This window comes from Sphingobacterium lactis (assembly GCF_011046555.1).
GTDB classification, from domain to species: domain Bacteria; phylum Bacteroidota; class Bacteroidia; order Sphingobacteriales; family Sphingobacteriaceae; genus Sphingobacterium; species Sphingobacterium lactis.
On record NZ_CP049246.1, the window covers coordinates 13,441 to 34,479 of the forward strand.

The following is a 21,039-nucleotide window of genomic DNA, read 5'->3' on the forward strand; positions in this document are numbered from 1 at the left end:
CTTTTGGTTTATTGGTTTGACATTGTTTAACTTCCACCTCTGACGCGTTGTTGCTCGGAACTATCCGTTTCCCGAGTTCGCATTTTGCCCTCCTTACCAATCTTTAGGGAAAGCGAGAATATAAAGGTCCGGCTATCCAGATTGAAATGCTGGTTCATACGGACCGACCCCGAATGAGATTCTGTTTGGTATTTCATGGTCTTGAAAATATCGTTCGCCGCCAATTTCAGCGACAGCTTATCCTGCCACACCTTCTTCATAATCCCTGCGGAAACAAAACCAAAGCCCTTCCTTTCAAACACACCATCGGACTCCGCCGAATTATACTGTCCATTCAGCTCAAATGACCAAGCGTTCGGTAGTTTGAAAATATTATTGCTCTGCACGGTATAGGACCATTGCTTATTTTCGATGGCCTCCTGATTGAAGCTTCCGAAATAATGGTTCTGGAACGTACTGGCATTGTTGATGGTCGTCCAAAAAGATACCGGATTATAGGAGTGGTTCAGACTGGCGCCGATGTTCCGGAATCCCTCGATATTGGCCCGGCTCCGTATGGTTTGATTCTTTGCTGGGATCTGAGTCAATACGCTGGTCATTACATCAGATACATCGGTAAAGAACAGGGAAAGATGCAGGTTCTTCCCATAACCGTAGTTCAGTTCGTAGGAATTGGCTAGCTCGGGTTGCAAGAGCGGATTCCCTTCGAAGAACACAAATGCATCCACATAATAGCGGAAAGGATTCAGATCGTCATAATCCGGACGGTTGATCCGTCGACTATAAGATGCCTGTAGGTTATGCCTTTCGCCCAATTTCTTGCTTATGGACGCACTCGGGAACCAATTGAGGTAATTCCTCTTCGTTTCTATGGCAGCGGTCAGCTGATTCCCGAGGGAGGCGGTCTGCTCCATGCGCAGGCCTGCAGTCAAGTTCCACTCTTCCAGATCCAATTTGTAGTTCACATATCCGGCATGAATCTGTTCTTCATACAGGAAGTGGTTGCTGGTCTGCATATCGCGAACCATTTGGCCAGCTTTCAACGTATCGTTAATGGCATTGTTATCGGCATTCATAAAGCTACTCTTCCACCCCACTTCCAGCACCTGCTGATTACTCAAATGATGCAGGTAATCCAACTTGCCCACATAGAGTTTGGTGAGGGACGGTGTTTTATTCACGCGCTTGGACAGGAAAGGCTTTTGATGAGCGGTTTCCTGAAAATCCGATAGCAACACCTGATCGGCTTTATAATCGGCATGCAGGAATTCGAAATCACCGGATAGCGTATGGTCCTGACTTCCGAATTGCTGTTGAAAATTGAAATTGAGGGTGTTCGTATTCCATTTACTAACGTTGGAATTGTCGGTCAAGGAATTCGAAATGCGTTCCTCATTGCTAAAAAGGATATCGTTGAAGCCGTTGTTAAAGTTTTTATAGGTTCCGAAGCTGCCCGTCCAACCGATGCCAAAATATAACTTTTCATTGGCCTGGAAATCCAATCCCAACTTGGCGTTATTTGTGCGCAAGGGTTCACTGGTTGTGGAGTATTGGATGGACTTGCGCGAGAATTCCTCCGGTGGGTTCTTAGGAAAATAGCGGTCGAAATTCCGGTACTCTTCTTCGCCACGGAATCCGTGATCATAGCCCAACATGAGGTTCCACTTTCCGGACTGGGCATTCATATTGACGCCGGCACCATAGCGCTCTTTCCTTCCGGCGCCACCAAAACTGTTCACCGATACATTGAAGCCGGATTTACGTTCAGCCTTCATCTGGATATTGATGATTCCGCCCATCCCTTGGGCATCATACTTTGCGGAAGGGTTGGTGATCAGTTCAATGCTCTTCAGTGATGAGGAAGGGGTACCTTTCAGGAGTGTAGCCAGATCCTTGGGCGTGAGATAGGACAGCTTCCCATTGATCATGACCGCAACATCGGATTTCCCGCGCATATTGATGTTGCCATCATCATCGACCTTTACGGCCGGTGCACGCTGCAGTATCTCCAAAGCCGTCATTCCATCGGCGAGGATGCTATTTTCAATATTGATGACCATGCGGTCGGATTTATGCTCGATCAGTCTCTTCTGTCCCGTCACTTGAATAGCTTCGATGGATTGATGAGCGGGAATGAGTTGTATAATGCCAATTTCAACCGGATTATCGGCAACCTGTATATCTGACTTTTGGTAGGTACTGTAACCCTGAAAACTCACCGTCAAGGTGTAGGCACCGTTTGAAAGGTTGAACTTGAACTTTCCGTTCCCATCGGTTTTGGTCTGTTTAGGCTGAGCCTTTCCGACTTCCTGAATAGAAACGGTTGCTCCGCTGATGCGTTCGGTGAGTTCATTGCGGACGACCCCTTCAACATCGGACTGCCCAAAACCGGGTAGTGAAAACAAAAGGAGCAGCATGCATAATTTCGTGTGTAATGGCATGATAAAATAGATTAATGGAAAAAATAAACAGGTTTGTTTTCATAGGTTTAGCGTTTTTTTGGTGTTTTCTTTTTCTTCCTGCGGCCCCACCAGATCAGGAAGCCCGTAATGGGCAACGACGTGGCTACGATACCCGCAAGAAAGGTGGACAGTTTCCCAAACTGACCCCACCATTGGCCCATGTGCAATTGCCAAATCATGTTCTCCACCTTTTCGTGGACAATATAGGGACGTTGCACTTCTAGTTTTGCACCCGTATAGCGATCGAAGATCGCAAGGTCCAGTTTTTCTGTACTCTTCAACCCCGAGACACCGAGTTGGAAGACATAGGCACCAACCTCATCCAAACTATAGACCCAAATACCAGCATTCTGCTTCTCCGGATGTTCAGCTAAGGCTTTATAGGCATACTGCGCATAATCCAATGATGGTTTCCCCTCGACAACCTGTGGCAGGGCAACATCGATATGCTCCTCGGATCCACCGAACGTTTTGATAATGGCATCCGCCGCACCATGGAAAAAGATGATAATCCCCGTGAGACTCAAAATAAAACACAGCAATAAGGAATAGAAACCATATACATTGTGCAGATCGTAATTGAGACGTTTGAATTTCGCCTTCCATTTAACGGTAAAGCTATCCTGTCTTGTTTTCTTCGTCCATCTTTTGGGCCACCACAGGATCAATCCGGTCACACAACTCACAAAAAATATAGCGGTAGCCACCAGGACCACCCATCCCCCAAATGATCGGATCATGAGGTGGGAATGCAAATGTGCTGTGACAAAGAAGAAATGACCGGTATAATCCACCTTTAACAGCGCTGCCGTATATGGATTTAAATAAATGAAATTGAGGCGACCGGTTTCTTTGTGGAATGCCCGCACACGGATACTCCGTTTCGGATCCTGAAAGAATACCATCTGTGAGACCTGCAGATTGGGGTCGTATTGTTGAATGGACCGCATTATGTTCTCTGCGGGAACTGGTTCTCCCGTAACTTCGACATATTTCGCGTCACCGGCCGTAAAATCCAAGATCTCATCGCAATAGACAATAATGGTCCCGGTCAGGCAGACAAAGACCACGATCAATCCAGATACTATGGATGGCCATAGGTGCAGCCAGGCATTCAGCTTGGCGAACCAGGATTTACCTTTTTTCTTTGCGGGGGCACGGTCCACGGCTGTTGTCCGCGGCTTTGGTTTCGTTCGTAGTTCGAAGTTTTGCATCAGGGTAGGTGTTAAAATAAACCACCGCTGGCCTCGCGCCAGCAGTGGTTCGGCATTAGAAATTGAAACTAAAATTTAAATGAAAGATTTGCCAGGAACTCAAAAGGTCGCTGGGGCTTTCCAAACACATCCCAATATTGGAGATCTGTAATATTGTTGAACTTTAATCCTAACCGGTATTTCGGCTGGTCGTAAAAAGCAGTTGCATTCAGTACCGTTGAAGAAGGAATCTTAAAGGTTCCTTCCACATTCATGTAACTCTCGCCAACATGGTTCATACCTGCTCCAAATCCCAATCCATGAACCTTTCCATCCAAGATTTTATAGGAAGTCCAGAAATTGGCCACATGTTTCGGAGTCCACGCCTCACGCAAACCTTCGACATCGGCCTCTCCCTTTTCGAATTTATTCGTATTGAATCCGTAACCGGCAAGAATATTCCAGCCACGCACCGGATTGGCGATGACATCAACCTCGAAACCCTCACTCTTGAATTTTCCATCTTGCGTGGATGCATCATCCGTCACCATCCGCAAGCGATCCTTCACCTTGATATGGTAATAGCTAACGGTAGCATTCAGAAGGCCGTCCAACATTTCGAGCTTCGCACCAGCTTCTAGCTGGTTTGCTTGCTCCGGTTTCCAGGTCTTCATCTGCAATTCGGAATTCGGATCATTGGGATTGCTCAAACCATAGGAAGCACCAATATTCGTAAAGCTGTTCATGTAGTTGGCAAAAATGGAAACCTTATCCTTGATGGGTTGAAATACAAGACCAATCTTTGGAGATACATTCACTTGGTTATACCCTTCAGTCACGGTATACGATTCCTTGGTTTCCCGTTGTACAACCTTTCCTGCTTCATCTTTCACCTCGGGTTGGCCCGGATTGTAGTTCTTGATATCACCCTGATAGAACCTGTTCACGCGCGCACTCAGCATCAGGAAAAACCGATCGGAAATATTGGTCACATTGGATACATAGGCGCTGAGCACATTGTACTTGCTGTCATCCACACCATCACCGTAACTGCGCTTCCCTCTTGAGCTTTCCACTTCAGAGCGAGTTAACGGCTTCCAGGCTTGATCGTTAATATTAACGGTATCCAAGATGGCAAAGTAAGGAACCATATAGAGGTTTTTATCGGTATAGAAAGTTGCATCCAGACCAATCAGCACTTTGTTTTTTGTGGAACCCAGGTTATAGGATCCATTGAAATTCTGTTGGATGATGGAGAAATTCATGCTGTAGTTATCAAAAATCCGGTACCGACGTTCGATACGGTCTTTATCCACCACCATAGGGACCATAAAAATGGACCCTTTATCGCCACTGTTGTTGTAGAGATAGGATGTTCTGGATGTCCAGTTCTCGGAAATCTGTTGTTCGATCTCCGCACCGATATTCACATTGGTACGGTTTGTCGCCACATCATTGGATGTTAGGGAGCGGTCATGAGGTAGCGGATAATCCTTCATGGAGCTGTACGGCAATTTATGCACATTGCGCAAGAAGGCCACCAATGGTTTCGTGGTATTGTAGACATCGGCATCAAAACGGACTTTCGTTTTATCGCTTGCCTTGAACAATAGGCTGGACGCAAATCCCAGAGCAGACACCTTGCCTTCATTCTGGAAGCCATCATTGGTCATACCCATGATATTAAAGCGACCCAAAGCAGTGCGATCCTTATTCAGAGGGGTATTCACGTCGGCTGTAATGCGGTTCATGCCGAAGCTCCCAGTCAGGTAGCTGACCTCGCCACGTAAGGACTCAAAGGGCTTTTTCGTAACATTATTGATCACACCCCCGTACGAAGTAACCTGTGCCCCGAACAGGGTGGCCGATGGACCTTTCAGCACTTCGACTTTTTCAAGGTTGAAGATTTCAGATACCGCTCTGGAATTTATGGGCATCCCATTTCTCACCATATTGGAATTTCCGGAACCGGAATTTGAAAATCCACGTAACAGTACGCCATTCCCATTGTCATTGACCCCATTACTTATAACGGCACCAGGAACCTGTCCCATGGCCGTGATGTAATCCGTTGCAGCAGTTTCCATCATCAGGTCTTTACTGATTACGGAATATGCCTGTGGATTTTCCAGGTTCGCCAGTGGCATTCGGGCGATATCATCCGTTTCCTTTCTAGCGAACTTATTCCGCTGAATATCTGAAACGATGACCTCCCGGATATTTGTCGAATTTGATTTCACGACGATCCGCTCCAGTGTCAGCACCCCATTGGCTTCGACTTTCACTTCTTCTTGGAAAACGATATAATTGGCATAACTAACCTGTAAGGTATATTGTCCGGCAGGAACGGAAAGTATAAAACTTCCATCCTCTGTTACAGAGGTGCTGTACTGTGTGCTGCTCAATTTGACAGAAGCATAAGAAAGTGGCTTTCCATCCATGGTATACACCTGGCCATGAATTTGGCCCTGTTGCTGGGCATTAAGCAAACTAGGCATGCCAGCCAATAGCACGAAAAGTATCAATAAGCGTATCCGACTAAATAATTCGGGGATTTCCATATATAATTTATTTAGATTAAATATAAATAATGAGGCAAAAGTATTAGATTTGACTACGCATTGATAACACATCAGGGATAATCGATAACAAATGCAGGATAAATTGAAAACAATTAGCTTGACTGAACTTTATGGAAAGGGAAGTCTTCATGAGCTTTTGGAAGAACAGGCGCATGAAGGTGTACCCAATGGATACCAGCGCATAAAACTGGAGAACGCCTTCCTGCAAGCGACCTTAATGAAATTCATCTGCTCGGATTTAATCGTTAGCTATCAGGAATGGATCCTAAAGGAACCTTTCCAATTGGTAGTGAATCATGACCAAGAGCTTATCAAAGTCCAATTTGAACTGGAAGGTCATTCCCGATTTGAAAGCACAGAACAGGGACTCATTGAAATTCCGAACAGTCATTTTCAGTTCATCCATATTCCCAGAACACAAGGTACCCTGACCTATACAACCTCCCGCAAGGTATTGGATATTTATGTGCAGGAAGCATATCTATTTGATTTATTGCGAACGCAGGGTTATTCGGAAAAGCAAGTGCGGAATTTCTTCTATCTGCAGAACTATACCTTTTGCAAACAACCCCATATTATCCGCATTGATCAAGCCAAATTGATCCAGGAAATGTTGAACCACCCCTACCAAGCTGATTTTGCTAAAGAGTATATTCGGACCAAAGCGACGGAATTGATTCTTTCGGTCTTTCACGGAGCCCATGACAGGCTTCCGAAAAGTAAATGGAGTGAACAGGACATCAAGATCATCCAGGATGTCCTCCATTTTCTCAATACCGAATACCATACCGAATTGCACCTGAAGGAACTTACCCGCAAGTTTGGCATCAACGAATTTAAGCTCAAAGTAGCCTTCAAAGATCTCGTCGGAGAAACTGTCTTTACCTACATCCGCAAGAAAAGGCTTGCCAAGGCGCAGGAATTACTACGGGATTCCGATATGGACATCAAGGAAATTGCTTTTCTGACCGGTTTTAAATATCCGCACCACTTCAGCAAGGTCTATTATAATTACTTCAACGAATTGCCCAGTGCCCATCGAAAAAGCAAGGTTATCCATTGACCAATTGAATTAATCGGGAAAATTAACTCCGCAGCACCCTTGTTCATTAGGCAAGAAAATCCTAATTTAGAAAACAAGTGTTCAAACAACCAATTTTAGAAAACCGAAGTCAGCAAGGAAAGTGAAGTTGAAGAATAGGGCGTTGCGGATGGCCGGATTTAGCCGTACCTTTACGGCATCGTTTTTTATGACAACTTACTTATAAATAAATAGCAATTTACAGCTACCTTTGTACCATATTTCAAATCGAATGAAAGTTAAATTAAACACGATTGAAGAAGCAATCGAGGATATAAAAGCGGGTAAGGTCATCATTGTTGTCGATGATGAGGACCGCGAGAATGAGGGTGATTTTGTTACCGCTGCGCGTAACGCAACACCAGAGATCATTAATTTCATGGCGACCCATGGCCGTGGTTTGGTTTGTGCTCCCCTAACCGAGGAGCGTTGTAAGGAACTCAACCTGGGATTAATGGTGAATGACAACACAGCCGTTTATGAAACGAACTTTACGGTGTCGGTTGATTTACAGGGTTACGGTTGTACGACCGGTATCTCGGCTTCCGACCGTTCCAAAACCATTAAAGCATTAATCGATCCGAACATCAGACCTGAAGAATTGGGACGTCCGGGACATATTTTCCCTTTGATCGCCAAGGATGGCGGTGTATTGCGCCGTACGGGTCACACGGAAGCTTCCGTGGATCTTGCACGTCTTGCAGGTTTTGAACCGGCTGGTGTTTTGGTGGAGATATTGAAGGACGATGGTGAAATGGCGCGCCTTCCAGACCTGATCAAGGTGGCGGAACGTTTCGACCTGAAGATCATCAGTATCGAAGACCTGATCGAATACCGTTTGAAACACGATACCCTGATCCAAGAAGAGGTCAGTGTGGAAATGCCAACGGAATGGGGTGAATTCAAATTGAAAGCCTTTACCCAAAAGAATACCGGCGAACAGCATCTTGCCCTGTACAAAGGCGAGTGGAATGAAGATGAGCCGATCCTAGTTCGTGTACATAGCTCCTGTGTAACGGGTGATATCTTCGGCTCCTGCCGTTGCGACTGCGGTCCACAATTGCACAAATCCATGGAGATGATCCAGAAAGAAGGAAAAGGTATCATTGTCTACATGAACCAAGAAGGCCGCGGTATAGGTCTGGTGAATAAATTACATGCCTATAAATTACAGGAATCCGGCGTGGACACGGTAGATGCGAACCTGCAATTGGGTTTCAAACCCGACTTGCGCGACTATGGCGTTGGTGCACAGATCCTCCGCTATATGGGCGTTACAAAAATGCGCTTGATGTCCAATAACCCGACCAAGCGTGCCGGTTTGATTGGTTATGGTCTTGAAGTGGTTGAAAACGTGCCGATTGAGATTGTACCTAATCCCTACAATACCGAATATTTAAAAACAAAAAGAGATCGTATGGGACACACCCTGAACAATCTTTAAGATAATCAAAATGGAGGCCTCAAAAACCTCCATTTTATTTTTCCATTATACCCAACGGGGCGCCAATGGTAAACAATTCCCAAGGCCACTTGTTGGTTACAAAAAATAGGTTATGAAAAATACGTTATTGCTACAGAAAGCATACCTAAATGGTTCATTTATTGATTCCAAAGATACATTTACAGTTATCAATCCTTCCTCGCAAAAAGCCATCGGTAATTTACCGGACCTGACGGTGAAGGATTGCAAGAAATACATACAGACGGCACATAAAGCTTGGCAAAGTTGGAAAGATGTTCCTGTTGGCGAACGTGCCGCCCTCTTGCGGAAACTCTATAACCTGATCAACGACCACAAGGATGAGCTCGCAGAGATCATGACCTTGGAAAGTGGAAAGCCGATCACGGAATCCCTGACGGAGGTGGATTATTCAAATTCGTTCATCGACTGGTTTGCGGAAGAGGTGAAGCGTGCCTATGGGGAGACCATCCCTACCCTTTCGGGAAACAACAGGATGCAGACCATTAAGCAGGGTGTCGGTGTCGTTGCGGCCATTACCCCATGGAACTTTCCTTTGGCCATGATTACGCGCAAGGTGGGTCCAGCGCTGGCAGCAGGCTGTACCGTTGTCCTGAAGCCAGCTTCGCAAACTCCATTTTCAGCAATTGCCCTGGCAAAACTGGTGGATGAAGCCGGATTTCCCAAGGGTGTATTCAATGTGATCACCTCCAAGGATAGCAAGGGAATTGGCAAAGAACTGGCCACGAACGAGTTGGTACGGAAGATATCCTTTACCGGATCAACGGGAGTGGGCAGTACGCTGATGGAACAGGCAGCATCCACGATCAAACGGATCTCCCTCGAATTGGGCGGAAATGCGCCATTCTTGGTTTTCGACGACGCCGATATCGATGCAGCGGTCTCTGGAGCCATCACCGGCAAATTCCGGAATACGGGACAGACCTGTGTTTCCATCAATAGGTTCTACGTGCAGGAAGGCGTTTATGAGGAATTCAGCAAGAAATTGACCAAAGCTGTCAGCGAGCTGAATGTTGGCGATGGACTCAATAAAAAGGTTCAGGTCGGACCACTGATCAATGAAGATGGATTAAAGAAAGTGGAGCACCATGTAAAGGATGCCGTGGATAAAGGCGCAACAATCGCGACAGGTGGAAAGCGCATCAAAGGTTTATTCTTTGAACCCACGGTCTTGACAAACATGGCTAAGGATAGCCTAATCGCCGAGGAAGAAACATTTGGTCCAATCTGCGCACTCTTCAAATTCAAAACCGAGGAGGAAGGGATCCAAGCAGCGAACAATACGCCATTTGGTTTAGCAGCTTATTTCTTCAGCCAGGATGTCCATCAGTGCTTCCGCGTGGCCGAAAAATTGGAATCCGGGATGGTCGGTGTGAATACGGGATTAGTATCCAATGCTTCCGCACCATTCGGCGGTGTAAAACAATCCGGATTGGGTCGTGAGGGATCCAAATATGGACTTGACGAATATATGGAAATCAAATACATCTGTTTTGGAGGCAATTAACCTCCAAAACATTACCAGATATGATAGCGTAAGCCGAGCATAACAAAGTTAGGCTCGCTTACCTCATTCTTGAACTGGTATTTATATTTGTAACCCGCATATATGGAAAGGTCGACTACCGGAAAGTAATAGCTTAAGCCGATCTGTCCGTTAGCCTTCGTAAAATTCTCTTTAACCTGCGTTGGAGCTTCCGTGTTGCCCTCAAAGGCATAGTCGTAGGTAAAGAATTCCTGCCCCAACCCGACGCCGGCAAACACGTTAAAATTCGATTTCTCCTTATCAAGGAACTGTACCAAGTAATCTGCCCCTACGGCCAACATATCGCCGCGGCCATGGAATTGTGCCTGGACGGATTGCCGATTGGTAAAATCGTATTTACCCTGCACACCGAAACTGGCGTCGTAATTCGCATCCTCCAAACGGAGATCACTGTAAAATCCAAAAGCCCAATCGTGTTCCTGTGCGTTGGAAAGGAAAGGCATGATCAGCACGGCTGCTATCCAAATTAGTTTCTTCATCATCTATTTTTTTTAATCAACCTGTTCACCTTTGCTCTTGCGGTATTTCTTATAGAGCTTGACCAGAATCATCAATAGGATTCCCAAACTCAGAATCCCAACCACGCCGAACACCCAGCCAAAAGCGGATTTTAGGATAACCAGGAAAACAATGGCAAAAAGGATAATCGTGGAGACTTCATTCCATAGGCGAAGCTGTGTGGAAGTCCAAGTGGATTGCTCGTCTCGAAGTTTGAACATGATCCGCTGGGACATGAAATGATAAACAATCAATGCGGCCACAAAGCCGAGCTTCACCTGCATCCAGCCTGTCAAGAGCAGCGCGGGATTCTGGTGCAGCATAACCAAAGCTGAAGCAACGGTGATATACATGGCCGGTGTGGTGATGACCCACCACAACCGATTCTCCATGATCACGAATTGATCGTGCAGAACACGGTAGGCCTCGGCTGGTTTTTGCTTCGCCTCCGTGTGGTACACAAAGAGACGCGGCATGTAGAATAAGCCTGCCATCCAGCAAATCACAAAAATAATATGTATCGCCTTCGCGTATAGGTAAAGCATATCAGGTCTTTAATTACAAAAGTAGCTATTTAATCGCAGAGTACGGCTTTGCCGACGACTCGAAATTCGGATTGGCCCGCAATTTCTCTCTGGGATAAAAAAATATCCCCAACAAAGGTTGGGGATAGGATGACCTTTACAGATCGATAGAATTAATATTTAAAATCTTTGATCACTTCGACCGCATATTTCACATTATCGAATGGAATATCCGGCATGATGCCGTGGCCTAAGTTGAAGATAAATCCGTTTTCTCCACGCATCCGCTCGAATAGATCGATAATTTTCTTTTTGATCACCGGTTTATCCGCATACAGCACGAACGGATCCAGGTTACCTTGAACGGCCATACCCGCTGGCAGCGATTTTTTGATGTTCAATAGATCGGCATTCCAATCTACGGAAACAACATCTGGCTGTGCATCCGCCATAATCGGTGCAAATACCGAACTTCCCTTACAAAAGGAAATAACCGGAACATCCTTGCGGTTCAACTTGGATAAGATGTATTTGTTATATCGGTGCGAAAACTCTTGGTAATCGTTCCAAGATAAGGCCAATGCCCAGCTATCGAATAATTGTAGCGCATTCACGCCAGCCTCGATCTGCATGTTCAGGTAATCTACCGTCACATCGGCAATCTTCTGCAGGATGGTGTGTGCCATTTCTGGCTGATTGTTCAATAAAGTCTTGGTCAGTTTGAAATCTTTGGAGGAACCACCTTCTACCAAGTAGCTCAAGATGGTAAATGGTGCACCAGCGAAACCGATCAAAGGTACCTTTCCGTCCAAGCGGCCTTGGATAACTTTGATGGCATCAGCCACATATTGCAATTTATCCAAACAATCTACATTGAGGTTCTCCACGTCCTGCGCCGTACGGATTGGGTTTGCAAAGCGCGGCCCTACACCCTGCTCGAAGGATAGGTCACCTCCCATTGCCTCTGCTGTTACCAAAATATCCGAAAATAGAATAGCTGCATCAACCCCTAACAGGTCAATGGGAAGCATGGTCACATCTGCGGCAATTTTTGGGGTTTTGCACATTTCCAAGAAAGAATATTTGTTCTTGATTTCCCAATATTCCTTCATGAATCTTCCCGCTTGGCGCATCATCCATACTGGCGGTCTTTCCGTTGGCTGCGAAAGCGCAGCACGAATCAATAGATCGTTCTTTAAATTTTTGTCCACTATTTATGCTTATTTAACTCGTTTTTTATTTTTTCAATTATCGACTGCTGTCTGGCGGTCAGGCGCAGTTTCTCAGCTGCGGCAATATAGCCTTCCACACGTTCATAGTCCTTTTTGCGCAAGTTGATATTTGCCAGATTGATCAGGACCATTCCTTTTTCATTGTCGCGCTTCCAGGGTAAACGGGAAGCCAACTGGAAATGGTATTCGGCCTCATCGATCCGCTCTTCCTTCAGGGCAATGTTCCCCATCATGAACTCATAATAGTTCCGTCTCCCCTTCCGCAGACGATCCGGATTCTTAATTTCTGCCAATAGCTGTTTGGTCTTTTCGTAATCCTGCTTATGGAATGCCTGCGTAGCCAGGTACACCGTACCTTCCTTCAGGTAACTCCACACCAAGTAAGCGATAATACCCAGGATATAGACAATGAAGTTATATTGCTTGGTGTAAATCGCATAGATGATGAATAGAAACGCAATGGCGATTACTATCTTTCGGGCATTGTTCGTCATGCTGTACCTTAGTTCTGGTTGTCCGTGAACTTATAACCGACCCCACGGATGGAGTGGAAATAAATCGGATGTTTCTGATCGGGTTCAAAATACTTCCGGAAGGTCAGGATAAAGTTATCGATGGTCCGGGTGGATGGATATACGTCGTAGTTCCATACGGTCTCTAGGATCTGTTCACGGGACACAGCTTCATTTCTGCGTTCGATCAACAGTTTCAGCAGCATGGTTTCTTTTTTGGTCAGGGACGTAATGGTGCCATCGGCCTGGTGCAACTCGAACGAATTGAAATAAATGGTCTTATCACCGATTGTATAGGAATTCAGTTCTTTCAGATCGTCACCTTTCATACCGCGACGAATCAGGTTACTCACACGCAGGATCAGCTCCTCAAGGTTGAAAGGCTTCACCAAATAATCATCGGCCCCTTTCTTCAGGCCTGTAATGCGGTCCTCCGAGCTGTTCTTCGCTGTCAGGAACATAATGGGCACTTCGGAATTCTGCAAACGGATGGTTTCTGCAACCTGGAATCCATCGATCTCCGGGATCATGACATCCAGGATGATGAGGTTGAAACGCTCTTCCTTAAAGATCTTAAGGGCTTTCTTTCCATCGGTTGCTGTGGTTACACGGTAACCTTCAAGTTCTAGATTCAATTTGATTGCTTCCAACAAGTGTTCCTCGTCTTCCACCAAAAGTATACGCTGTTTAGTTTGCATAATTTTCAAAAATAACTTCAAAAATGCTTCCCGTTGGGGTATTATCCTTTACCTTAATGGTCGCATTGTGTTTCTGTAATACGGTCTTTACAATATATAACCCCAAACCTGTTCCTTTAGTTTTACGGGTCGCTTCGCTACCTACGCGGTAGAATTTATTAAAGATAAGTTTTTTTTCCTCAGCAGGGATACCCTCGCCATGGTCTGCAACCGAAAAAAGCAGGTTATTCTCCTGTTTTTTCAATTTCACAAAAACGGTGGCACAAGGCGGCGAATATTTTACTGCATTTTCGATCAGGTTGGTGATCACATTGGTGATGGCAAACTTGTCGGCATTCAGTTGGATATGCTCCTCAAGCTCAAATTTAATCACCTGCGATTTACAGGCGTTCTTTTGCAGACGGTCAATGATCTGCTCCACCAGTTCCGTCATATCAAATGCTTCCTTCGGTAATTGATAGGAGCGGTTTTCCAGTTTGGTGGTCAACAGGACATTCTCCACAAGATCATCCAAGCGTTCGATATCCTTAAGGGAATTGGAAAGGAACACCTTCTGCTGCTCCCGATCGAGTTCGCGCTTCAGGATCGTCTGTATATAGAGTTTCACGGAAGCGAGCGGTGATTTCAGCTCATGGGTAATGGCCAATAGGAAATTCTGCTGCTGCTGATTGTTCTCATGCTCCTGTTTCACCTGCTTCTTCAGGCGCAGCGCACCCCACACGAAGATCAACAGGAAGATCAAGCCCTCTCCGACGATCATGCCCTTGCGATCCGGCTCAAATTTGATCAGGATAAAGCCCCACCACAACAATTGGGTGATCGCATAAAAGAATAGAAAATAAAATAGAAATAAGGCTTTTTTCATATCCGATGTTTCCTGCGCAAAGGTAACCAAATACGCCTGCAAACGGAAGTACGCCCAACATTATGACAGTAAACTTAGAATATGGGTTGATTGGCCCATCTTAAGGGTTTATATTTGCACATGTTCAATCATAAAAAGCACCTATTTTTCGATCTCGACCACACCATTTGGGATTTTGACAGAAATGCAGAGGAAACCCTGCAGGACCTGTACCACAAATACAATTTCCACCAGCTTTTTAATGACGACAGTCCAGAGCAATTCATCGCTACCTATACGGTGAACAATCACCGGGTCTGGGGATTGTACCACCATGGCCAGATCGACAAACCCACGCTTCGTAAAATGCGCTTTGCCGACACCTTCACCCAGCTTGGTGTTGACCCGGAACTCTTCCCGAAGGATTTTGAAGAGGAGTATCTCGCGATCTGCCCCACGAAGACCAACCTTTTCCCGAACGCCCATGAAACCTTGGCATACCTCAAAGACAGGTATGTGCTGCACCTGATTTCCAATGGCTTTAAGGAGGCCTGCGAAAAGAAACTCGAGAACAGCAAGCTCTACCCCTATTTTGAAACGATCGTGATCTCCGAGATCATCGGCATCAACAAACCGGACCGCCGTATCTTTGAACATGCACTCAAAAATGGAGGCGCCTTAGCACAGGATGCGATCATGATCGGCGACAACCTGGACGCGGACGTACGCGGTGCCCAGAATGCCGGCATGGAAGCCATCTTCTTTAATCCCCTGGAGCAGGAAAAGCCCGCAGATGTACTCCACATGATCAAGGATCTGAAAGATCTGCAAGACTGGTTCTAGATCAACGGAAATCCATTGCTTACATTTTATTGGTGTGTAAAAAATCGTCAATCCTATAGTCTATACAGGTAGAATCTGTATTGGCGAGGTAGTCGCGCAAATCCTTCTTTAATTCACCTGTATTTCCCCAGGAACAGCTAAGCGAATAGATCCCAAACAATCAGGCACCAATTTCCCTATTTCCCTCGATTTTATGAACATATGCAAAATGGCCGAAAAACAGCTATTGCGGTATGTTTTTCAGGTAAACGGGTGGAATTTCGCAAAAAATTCCCCTAAAAACATAGCTGGATGTCCAATCCTAAAAAAGCTATACACAAAAACAAAGTGTATGGAAACAATAGAAAGAGAGTTTGAGTTCGCTGAGCGGACCAGTAAGAAGCAGCCATTCGACAAGCGTTTGATCCTCCACATGCTGGATCAGATCGAACTTGGGGTCCCCCGCCGGGACCTGATGGAACAGTACGGTGTCTCCGAAGTGAGCCTGATCCGCTGGATGAAGAAGTTCGGGCGACAGCCCATTGGGGCAAAGCGGTATACCACCGAGCTGAAGCGTTCAGTGATCAGGGCGGTCCAGGACGGGATGAGCGCCTACCGGGCGGGGAACACCTTTGATATCTCCTGCGGTACGGTCTCCAGATGGGTCAGGGAATATAAGGGGGAAAATACCGAACTTAGTTCCCCAGAACCCGATGATATGGCCAACAAGAAACCCGTAGACCCCAAAGAGGCAGAGATCCTGGCCCTGAAGAAGGCCCTGGAATATGCAAACCTGAAGATCAGGGCATTGGATACCATGATCGATATTGCCGAGGAACAGCTCAAGATCGACATCAGAAAAAAGTCTGGTGCCAAGCGGTCGTAAAGATCAAACAGGAATCCCCAGCAATGGGGATCCGTTTGATCTGCGGACTGTTTGGCAGAACAAGGCATGCGTACTATGACCGCCAGTGGCGGGTGCAGGATGTCGGACTGAAGGACGAGATCATCCTGCAGCACGTGCTGCGGATACGCAGCGAACAGAAGAGGATCGGTACCCGGAAGCTGCTCCATATGCTCGCCGGCCCCCTGCAAAAACATGGGATCAGGATCGGCCGCGACTATCTCTTCGCCCTGATGAGGGAGCATTCCCTACAGATCAGGGTCAGGAAGAGGAAGGCGGTCACCACCGATTCGCGGCACTGGATGAAGAAGTACAGAAACCTGATAAAGGAACTTGCGGTCGAGCGCCCCGAGCAGGTCTGGGTAAGCGACATCACCTATGTACAGCTCAACCGGCGCTGGGGATATCTGAGCCTGGTCACCGATGCCTATTCCAGAAAGATAGTGGGCTGGGCGTTCAGGGGCGACCTCTCGGCACAGGGATGTATCGATGCCCTGCAGATGGCACTGCAGCAGAGGCAGTATCCGGGAAAGGGACTCATACACCACTCCGATCGGGGTTCGCAGTACTGTAGCAAAGGCTATGTGGATATCCTACGCACCAACGGGATCGGGGTCAGCATGACCGAGAACGGGGATCCCTATGAGAATGCGATAGCCGAAAGGGTGAACGGCATACTGAAGGCGGAGTTTGACCTCTACGCATCACAGAGTGGCCTGAGGGAGACCACAAGAAAGATCAGGGAGAACATCAGGGTATACAACAACCTAAGGCCCCACGCGAGCTGTGATTACCTCACACCTGAACAGGCACATATGAGGTCAGGTGCGCTGAGAAAGAGATGGAGACCGAAAAAATATCCAATAGTGCAGAAAGAGTTTGTATAGTACATATAGTATTACCAAATTTGCCTGTATAATCAATTCAGAATTAATCCAATAATTTGTATAGCTATATAAGGACAAGACAGGACCTTGTCCGACATGAGAGCGTGGTGAGAGCGTGGTGAGAGCGTGGTGAGAGCGTGTCTATGGGACGTATTCACCTCGGTAAAAATACGGTCGCACCACGCTAGCATGTCGGACAAGGTTGGAGTGAAGGGATTGTGCTAGCGTAAGTGTTGTGTGCAGGAATGGGCGGGAGTTTTTTGGTATCTTTTTAAATCTCAAGCTCCCGCTGGCGCAAGAGTTGTGCGGAGGGCCAAGTGCAGTGGCTCTCTTGTGCCTCAAACATGCGTCAGCAGCCCATAATTAATTGCATCCCAAATTGCGATTCAGCCGTCTATCACCCATGTAACGCCATTGGGGAAAAACAACTTTTTGTTACAATAATAATTTTATCTTAAAGTATGTTTTTTAATTTTTTAACGATTTAGCTGTTTATTATTTCAATTTTAATTCTGTTATATAGCCAAAAAAGGATGTGTGAAATCAGATTTACATAATTTTGACTTAAATGTTTCTCAAATTGAGCAAGTTTAGGTTGAGTTTTCAAAAAGAAAGAAATTGAATGATTTATATATTTCCCAAAATGTTCATCCAACAGGTTAAATGTACCAAATAGCAATATTGGATTTACAACACCGGCTGGCCTATACAAATCTTTAGATGATCTACGAAAAAGTGGAAATACAAGTGTGTCAAATGTTGCCGGTAAACCCCCAGTTAGCACAAAATGTAAATAGAACAAACTATGAAATGGAAATTTATTTTTGTAACCCTCGCAATCGTCATCATCATTGTAAACTTACCAATAATCAACAAGAACATTTTATTAATGATAGATGGAAATGATCCTTTTAGATATTCTAATTCGAATGCATCCTTTACACTAGTGGAGTCATTTGGATTTAAGGATCCTTATTTGACTGACTGGCCAATAAATCGTTTCATAGAAGAAACAAATCCTTCCGAAGAAGACAAACAAGTCTTTCGTCTTTATAAAATCAATCCCTTATGTTTTTGGAGATGGCATTACTATATTTTTATTAGCAGGGATTATAAGTATAAATCCTGGGACGATATAGAACCAAATCGAGTTCCATACGACCCGGAGAGTATGTGGCAGGATTTTTAAAAGAATTTCATTAAAAAAATCCGTGTTTTAGAGGAGAGGCTATCCCTTTATCGTTGATGATCAGGTGCACCGCTGACGCAAGAGTTGTCTGGTTGGACCTGTGCGGTTTTTTTTTGTGACTACGGCATGTTTAGGCACAAGTCCGCCACCCCACAGGCCACTTCAAAAGACTTTGCGCCAGCATGCGTATTTACGCGGTTAGGAGATATTTTGGGAGGGAATTGGCGCGCTCTGCGCGCCAATTCCCTCCCAAAATATCTCCCTTATTTCAAGGCCACAACGCTGGCGCAAGAGTTGTGCGGAGGGCCATTGCAATGGCTCTCTTGTGCCTCAATCATGCATCAGCCCCTCCTTGTCACACCCGCTGGCGCAAGAGTTGTGCGGAGGGCCATTGCAGTGGCTCTCTTGTGCCTCAAACATGCGCCAGCCCCCCCTTATCACACCCGCTGGCGCAAGAGTTGTGCGGAGGGCCAAGTGCAGTGGCTCTCTTGTGCCTCAATCATGCGTCAGCCCCCCCTTGTTACACCCGCTGGCGCAAGAGTTGTGCGGAGGAGCAAGTGCAATGGCTCTCTTGTGCCTCAATCATTCGCCAACATACCTTCTACAACCCTAATCCCTTCAACAATTTGATATAGGCTTTTGCGATTTTATCCATCCCGTAGTCATTTGGGTGGGCATAGTCGACTGTTGACTCCAAATCCAGGCCAAAGTCTTGGCTGGAGATCCAATAGAGATTCTTATCGCCACGACCTTGCAGCTGTTTGATAGCCTGTTCGGCGACCATTGACCGCGCTTGGTAGTCTTCCTGGGTGTTGGTGTTGGCGATATGGGCCACATCACTGGAGCTGTGGGCTGCCATGACAATGGGAACCTGGGGATGTTTTTCGCGGATCGTCCGCACAGCATTTTCGATTAGCGCGATAAGCTTTCGCTCGCCATCTTCCTCCTTAACATCCAAGTTGGGGATGCAATCCAGGATAAAGACGGCTGCGTCTTCGACTTTGATCAGGTCCAAGATGGGCTGTTCCAATCGACCGTTGCCACTGAAGGCAAGGTTGATGACTTCCTTATCGAAGCTCCGCCCCAACCAATTGGTCCACGCCAAACCCGGTCTCGAAGCACAGGCGCCTTGGGCGATCGATGTACCATAAACAATGATGGGTTTGCTCTTTTGATGCTGAAAAGAAAGATCTGCCCCTTTATCAACGGAAATATCCATCCATGACACGGTGTTGTAGAGCGGGAGGTACAACCGAAATGTACCATCTTTTGGTGCATTGAATTGCGAAAAGGTATAGGATATAGTATCCTTGAAACTGTATTTGCCATGGATCCATGACCATTGTCCCGCCTTATCCTCTTGGACATAGAGATCCAAACCACTGACGCCAGTTGTCGGCATGTGCGGCATAGCAAGTCCTCCCTGCACCTGGTAGCGGACGGTAATGGTCTTTGCTGAAGTTTTGAAATCGAGGTAAACACCGGCCGAATTCTGGCCCAATCCCCATACGGGTTTCCGGACCTGGTCCTTCAATTCGATGGGAAGGCGCCCAAAGTTCATCACCGTATCCATTACCTGCACCCTGCCTTGAAGTATTGCGGTACCAAGAACTGGCTGAGTAACCTGTTCCTGTGCACTTGCAAAAAAGCTGCAGATACAAAAAAGAGAACCCAATAGGTTCTCTTTCCAATATGTCATGCTCTTGAACATTACAATTCTTTCACGGTTACATTTCTCAACCAGATGTCATCGCCATGATCTTGGAATCCGATCACACCCGATTTGGATTTTCCGCCCACTTGATTCAACAGATCAAATGCCAAAGGCCATTTCTCCTTGCTGAACTTACTCGCCTGCAACAATTCGGTCCATTGTGGTGTCCACAATTCATATTCAACCACTTTTTCATCGTTCTGGAAGTGCGTCACTTTACCTTTGTTCACGACGATCTTTGCACGGTTCCACTCACCCGCAGGGAATGCGTTCTGAGGTTTTGCCGGGATCATATCGTAAAGGGATCCTGACTTGCGGTTACCATCTACACCCATTTTTGCATCCGGGTGGTTGATGTTATCCAACAGTTGGTATTCCGGACTGGAAACATAGATCGGCTGACCCTTGATTTCCTTTGCCAAGAAGAACACACCGGAGTTTCCGCCTTGCGAGATCTTCCATTCGAATTCCAACTCGAAGTTCTTGAAGTCGTGCGCGAATATCAAATCTCCCCCTTCAGGGTTCTGTACTCCAGCTGGTGCTTTGGAGAATTTCAAGGTACCGTTATCAATCGCCCATTTAGATGGCACATGGTCTTTGCCATAGCCTCTCCATCCATTTAGGGAAGAACCATCAAACAGCACATAGGCACCGTTAGAATTCTTTTTATAGTCTTTTAGGCTTACTTTGGGAAGATTAAGTATTTCATAGGCAGGTGCCGCACCATCTTTTGCCACAGTGGACGACTTCGTTCCACAGGCAGCAGCAGTCAATCCGATCACACCGACCAATACATACATAAATTTTCTTTTCATAGTGAAAGTTGATTAAGTTGAATCGTAAATTTAAAAATTCTCAGGTGAATAGC

The 21,039-nt window shown here is 46.1% G+C and carries 18 protein-coding genes; 7 read left to right on the forward strand and 11 right to left on the reverse strand.

Annotated elements, in window-relative coordinates:
• Positions 1-26 precede the first annotated feature (26 nt).
• The 3 genes from G6N79_RS00065 to G6N79_RS00075 form a co-directional block, all read right to left on the reverse strand.
• The gene (locus G6N79_RS00065) at positions 27-2,441 is read right to left on the reverse strand and encodes a TonB-dependent receptor domain-containing protein (RefSeq protein ID WP_103905901.1); all 2,415 of its coding nucleotides are present in this window, start codon (positions 2,439-2,441) and stop codon (positions 27-29) included.
• A 47-nt stretch (positions 2,442-2,488) separates the two neighbouring features.
• Positions 2,489-3,676 (reverse strand): PepSY-associated TM helix domain-containing protein, encoded by a 1,188-nt coding sequence (locus tag G6N79_RS00070; protein ID WP_103905902.1) that lies wholly within the window; start codon positions 3,674-3,676, stop codon positions 2,489-2,491.
• 68 nt (positions 3,677-3,744) lie between these two features.
• Entirely contained in the window at positions 3,745-6,216 is a 2,472-nt protein-coding gene (locus G6N79_RS00075; RefSeq protein WP_160003689.1) for a TonB-dependent receptor domain-containing protein, read from the reverse strand.
• A gap of 91 nt (positions 6,217-6,307) precedes the next feature.
• On the opposite strand from G6N79_RS00075, the gene G6N79_RS00080 reads away from it, so the two are divergent.
• The 3 genes from G6N79_RS00080 to G6N79_RS00090 all read left to right on the forward strand — a co-directional run bounded on the left by G6N79_RS00080 (position 6,308) and on the right by G6N79_RS00090 (position 10,308).
• Positions 6,308-7,300, forward strand: coding sequence for a helix-turn-helix transcriptional regulator (locus G6N79_RS00080; RefSeq protein WP_103905904.1), 993 nt, complete (start codon positions 6,308-6,310; stop codon positions 7,298-7,300).
• A gap of 250 nt (positions 7,301-7,550) precedes the next feature.
• Entirely contained in the window at positions 7,551-8,762 is a 1,212-nt protein-coding gene (locus tag G6N79_RS00085) for a bifunctional 3,4-dihydroxy-2-butanone-4-phosphate synthase/GTP cyclohydrolase II (RefSeq protein WP_103905905.1), read from the forward strand.
• 112 nt (positions 8,763-8,874) lie between these two features.
• Positions 8,875-10,308: an NAD-dependent succinate-semialdehyde dehydrogenase gene (locus G6N79_RS00090; RefSeq protein WP_103905906.1), complete on the forward strand. Its 1,434-nt coding sequence runs from the start codon at positions 8,875-8,877 to the stop codon at positions 10,306-10,308.
• Between the two features lie 11 nt (positions 10,309-10,319).
• Here the strand turns inward: G6N79_RS00090 and G6N79_RS00095 are convergent, their stop codons facing one another.
• The 6 genes from G6N79_RS00095 to G6N79_RS00120 all read right to left on the reverse strand — a co-directional run bounded on the left by G6N79_RS00095 (position 10,320) and on the right by G6N79_RS00120 (position 14,676).
• Complete coding sequence (locus tag G6N79_RS00095) at positions 10,320-10,829, reverse strand: hypothetical protein (RefSeq protein ID WP_103905907.1); 510 nt, start codon at positions 10,827-10,829, stop codon at positions 10,320-10,322.
• A 9-nt stretch (positions 10,830-10,838) separates the two neighbouring features.
• A complete protein-coding gene (gene hemJ / locus G6N79_RS00100; RefSeq protein ID WP_103905908.1) occupies positions 10,839-11,390 on the reverse strand; it encodes a protoporphyrinogen oxidase HemJ in 552 nt (183 codons plus the stop codon).
• Positions 11,391-11,542: 152 nt separating this feature from the next.
• Positions 11,543-12,580 (reverse strand): uroporphyrinogen decarboxylase, encoded by a 1,038-nt coding sequence (gene hemE / locus G6N79_RS00105; RefSeq protein WP_103905909.1) that lies wholly within the window; start codon positions 12,578-12,580, stop codon positions 11,543-11,545.
• Positions 12,580-13,095: a hypothetical protein gene (locus G6N79_RS00110; protein WP_103905910.1), complete on the reverse strand. Its 516-nt coding sequence runs from the start codon at positions 13,093-13,095 to the stop codon at positions 12,580-12,582. The genes hemE and G6N79_RS00110 overlap by 1 nt, the downstream gene beginning before the upstream one ends.
• 8 nt (positions 13,096-13,103) lie before the next feature.
• A complete protein-coding gene (locus tag G6N79_RS00115) occupies positions 13,104-13,811 on the reverse strand; it encodes a response regulator transcription factor (RefSeq protein ID WP_103905911.1) in 708 nt (235 codons plus the stop codon).
• Positions 13,801-14,676 (reverse strand): sensor histidine kinase, encoded by an 876-nt coding sequence (locus tag G6N79_RS00120; protein ID WP_103905934.1) that lies wholly within the window; start codon positions 14,674-14,676, stop codon positions 13,801-13,803. Before G6N79_RS00120 ends, G6N79_RS00115 begins: the two co-directional genes overlap by 11 nt.
• 120 nt (positions 14,677-14,796) lie before the next feature.
• On the opposite strand from G6N79_RS00120, the gene G6N79_RS00125 reads away from it, so the two are divergent.
• From G6N79_RS00125 to G6N79_RS00140, 4 genes are all read left to right on the forward strand, one after another.
• A complete protein-coding gene (locus G6N79_RS00125) occupies positions 14,797-15,498 on the forward strand; it encodes a YjjG family noncanonical pyrimidine nucleotidase (protein WP_103905912.1) in 702 nt (233 codons plus the stop codon).
• Positions 15,499-15,829: 331 nt separating this feature from the next.
• Positions 15,830-16,363 carry a transposase gene (locus G6N79_RS17500; RefSeq protein ID WP_206517946.1) on the forward strand — a complete coding sequence of 178 codons (534 nt, stop codon included), beginning with the start codon at positions 15,830-15,832 and terminating at the stop codon, positions 16,361-16,363.
• Between the two features lie 23 nt (positions 16,364-16,386).
• On the forward strand, positions 16,387-17,268 hold the full coding sequence (locus G6N79_RS00135) for an IS3 family transposase (RefSeq protein WP_164527197.1): 882 nt from the start codon (positions 16,387-16,389) through the stop codon (positions 17,266-17,268).
• An 805-nt stretch (positions 17,269-18,073) separates the two neighbouring features.
• Positions 18,074-18,457 carry a hypothetical protein gene (locus tag G6N79_RS00140; protein WP_103907621.1) on the forward strand — a complete coding sequence of 128 codons (384 nt, stop codon included), beginning with the start codon at positions 18,074-18,076 and terminating at the stop codon, positions 18,455-18,457.
• A 601-nt stretch (positions 18,458-19,058) separates the two neighbouring features.
• On the opposite strand, the gene G6N79_RS00145 is transcribed toward G6N79_RS00140, so the two are convergent.
• Positions 19,059-20,156, reverse strand: coding sequence for an SGNH/GDSL hydrolase family protein (locus G6N79_RS00145; protein WP_160003805.1), 1,098 nt, complete (start codon positions 20,154-20,156; stop codon positions 19,059-19,061).
• 11 nt (positions 20,157-20,167) lie between these two features.
• The gene (locus G6N79_RS00150; RefSeq protein ID WP_103907623.1) at positions 20,168-20,986 is read right to left on the reverse strand and encodes a 3-keto-disaccharide hydrolase; all 819 of its coding nucleotides are present in this window, start codon (positions 20,984-20,986) and stop codon (positions 20,168-20,170) included.
• Positions 20,987-21,039: the final 53 nt, after the last annotated feature.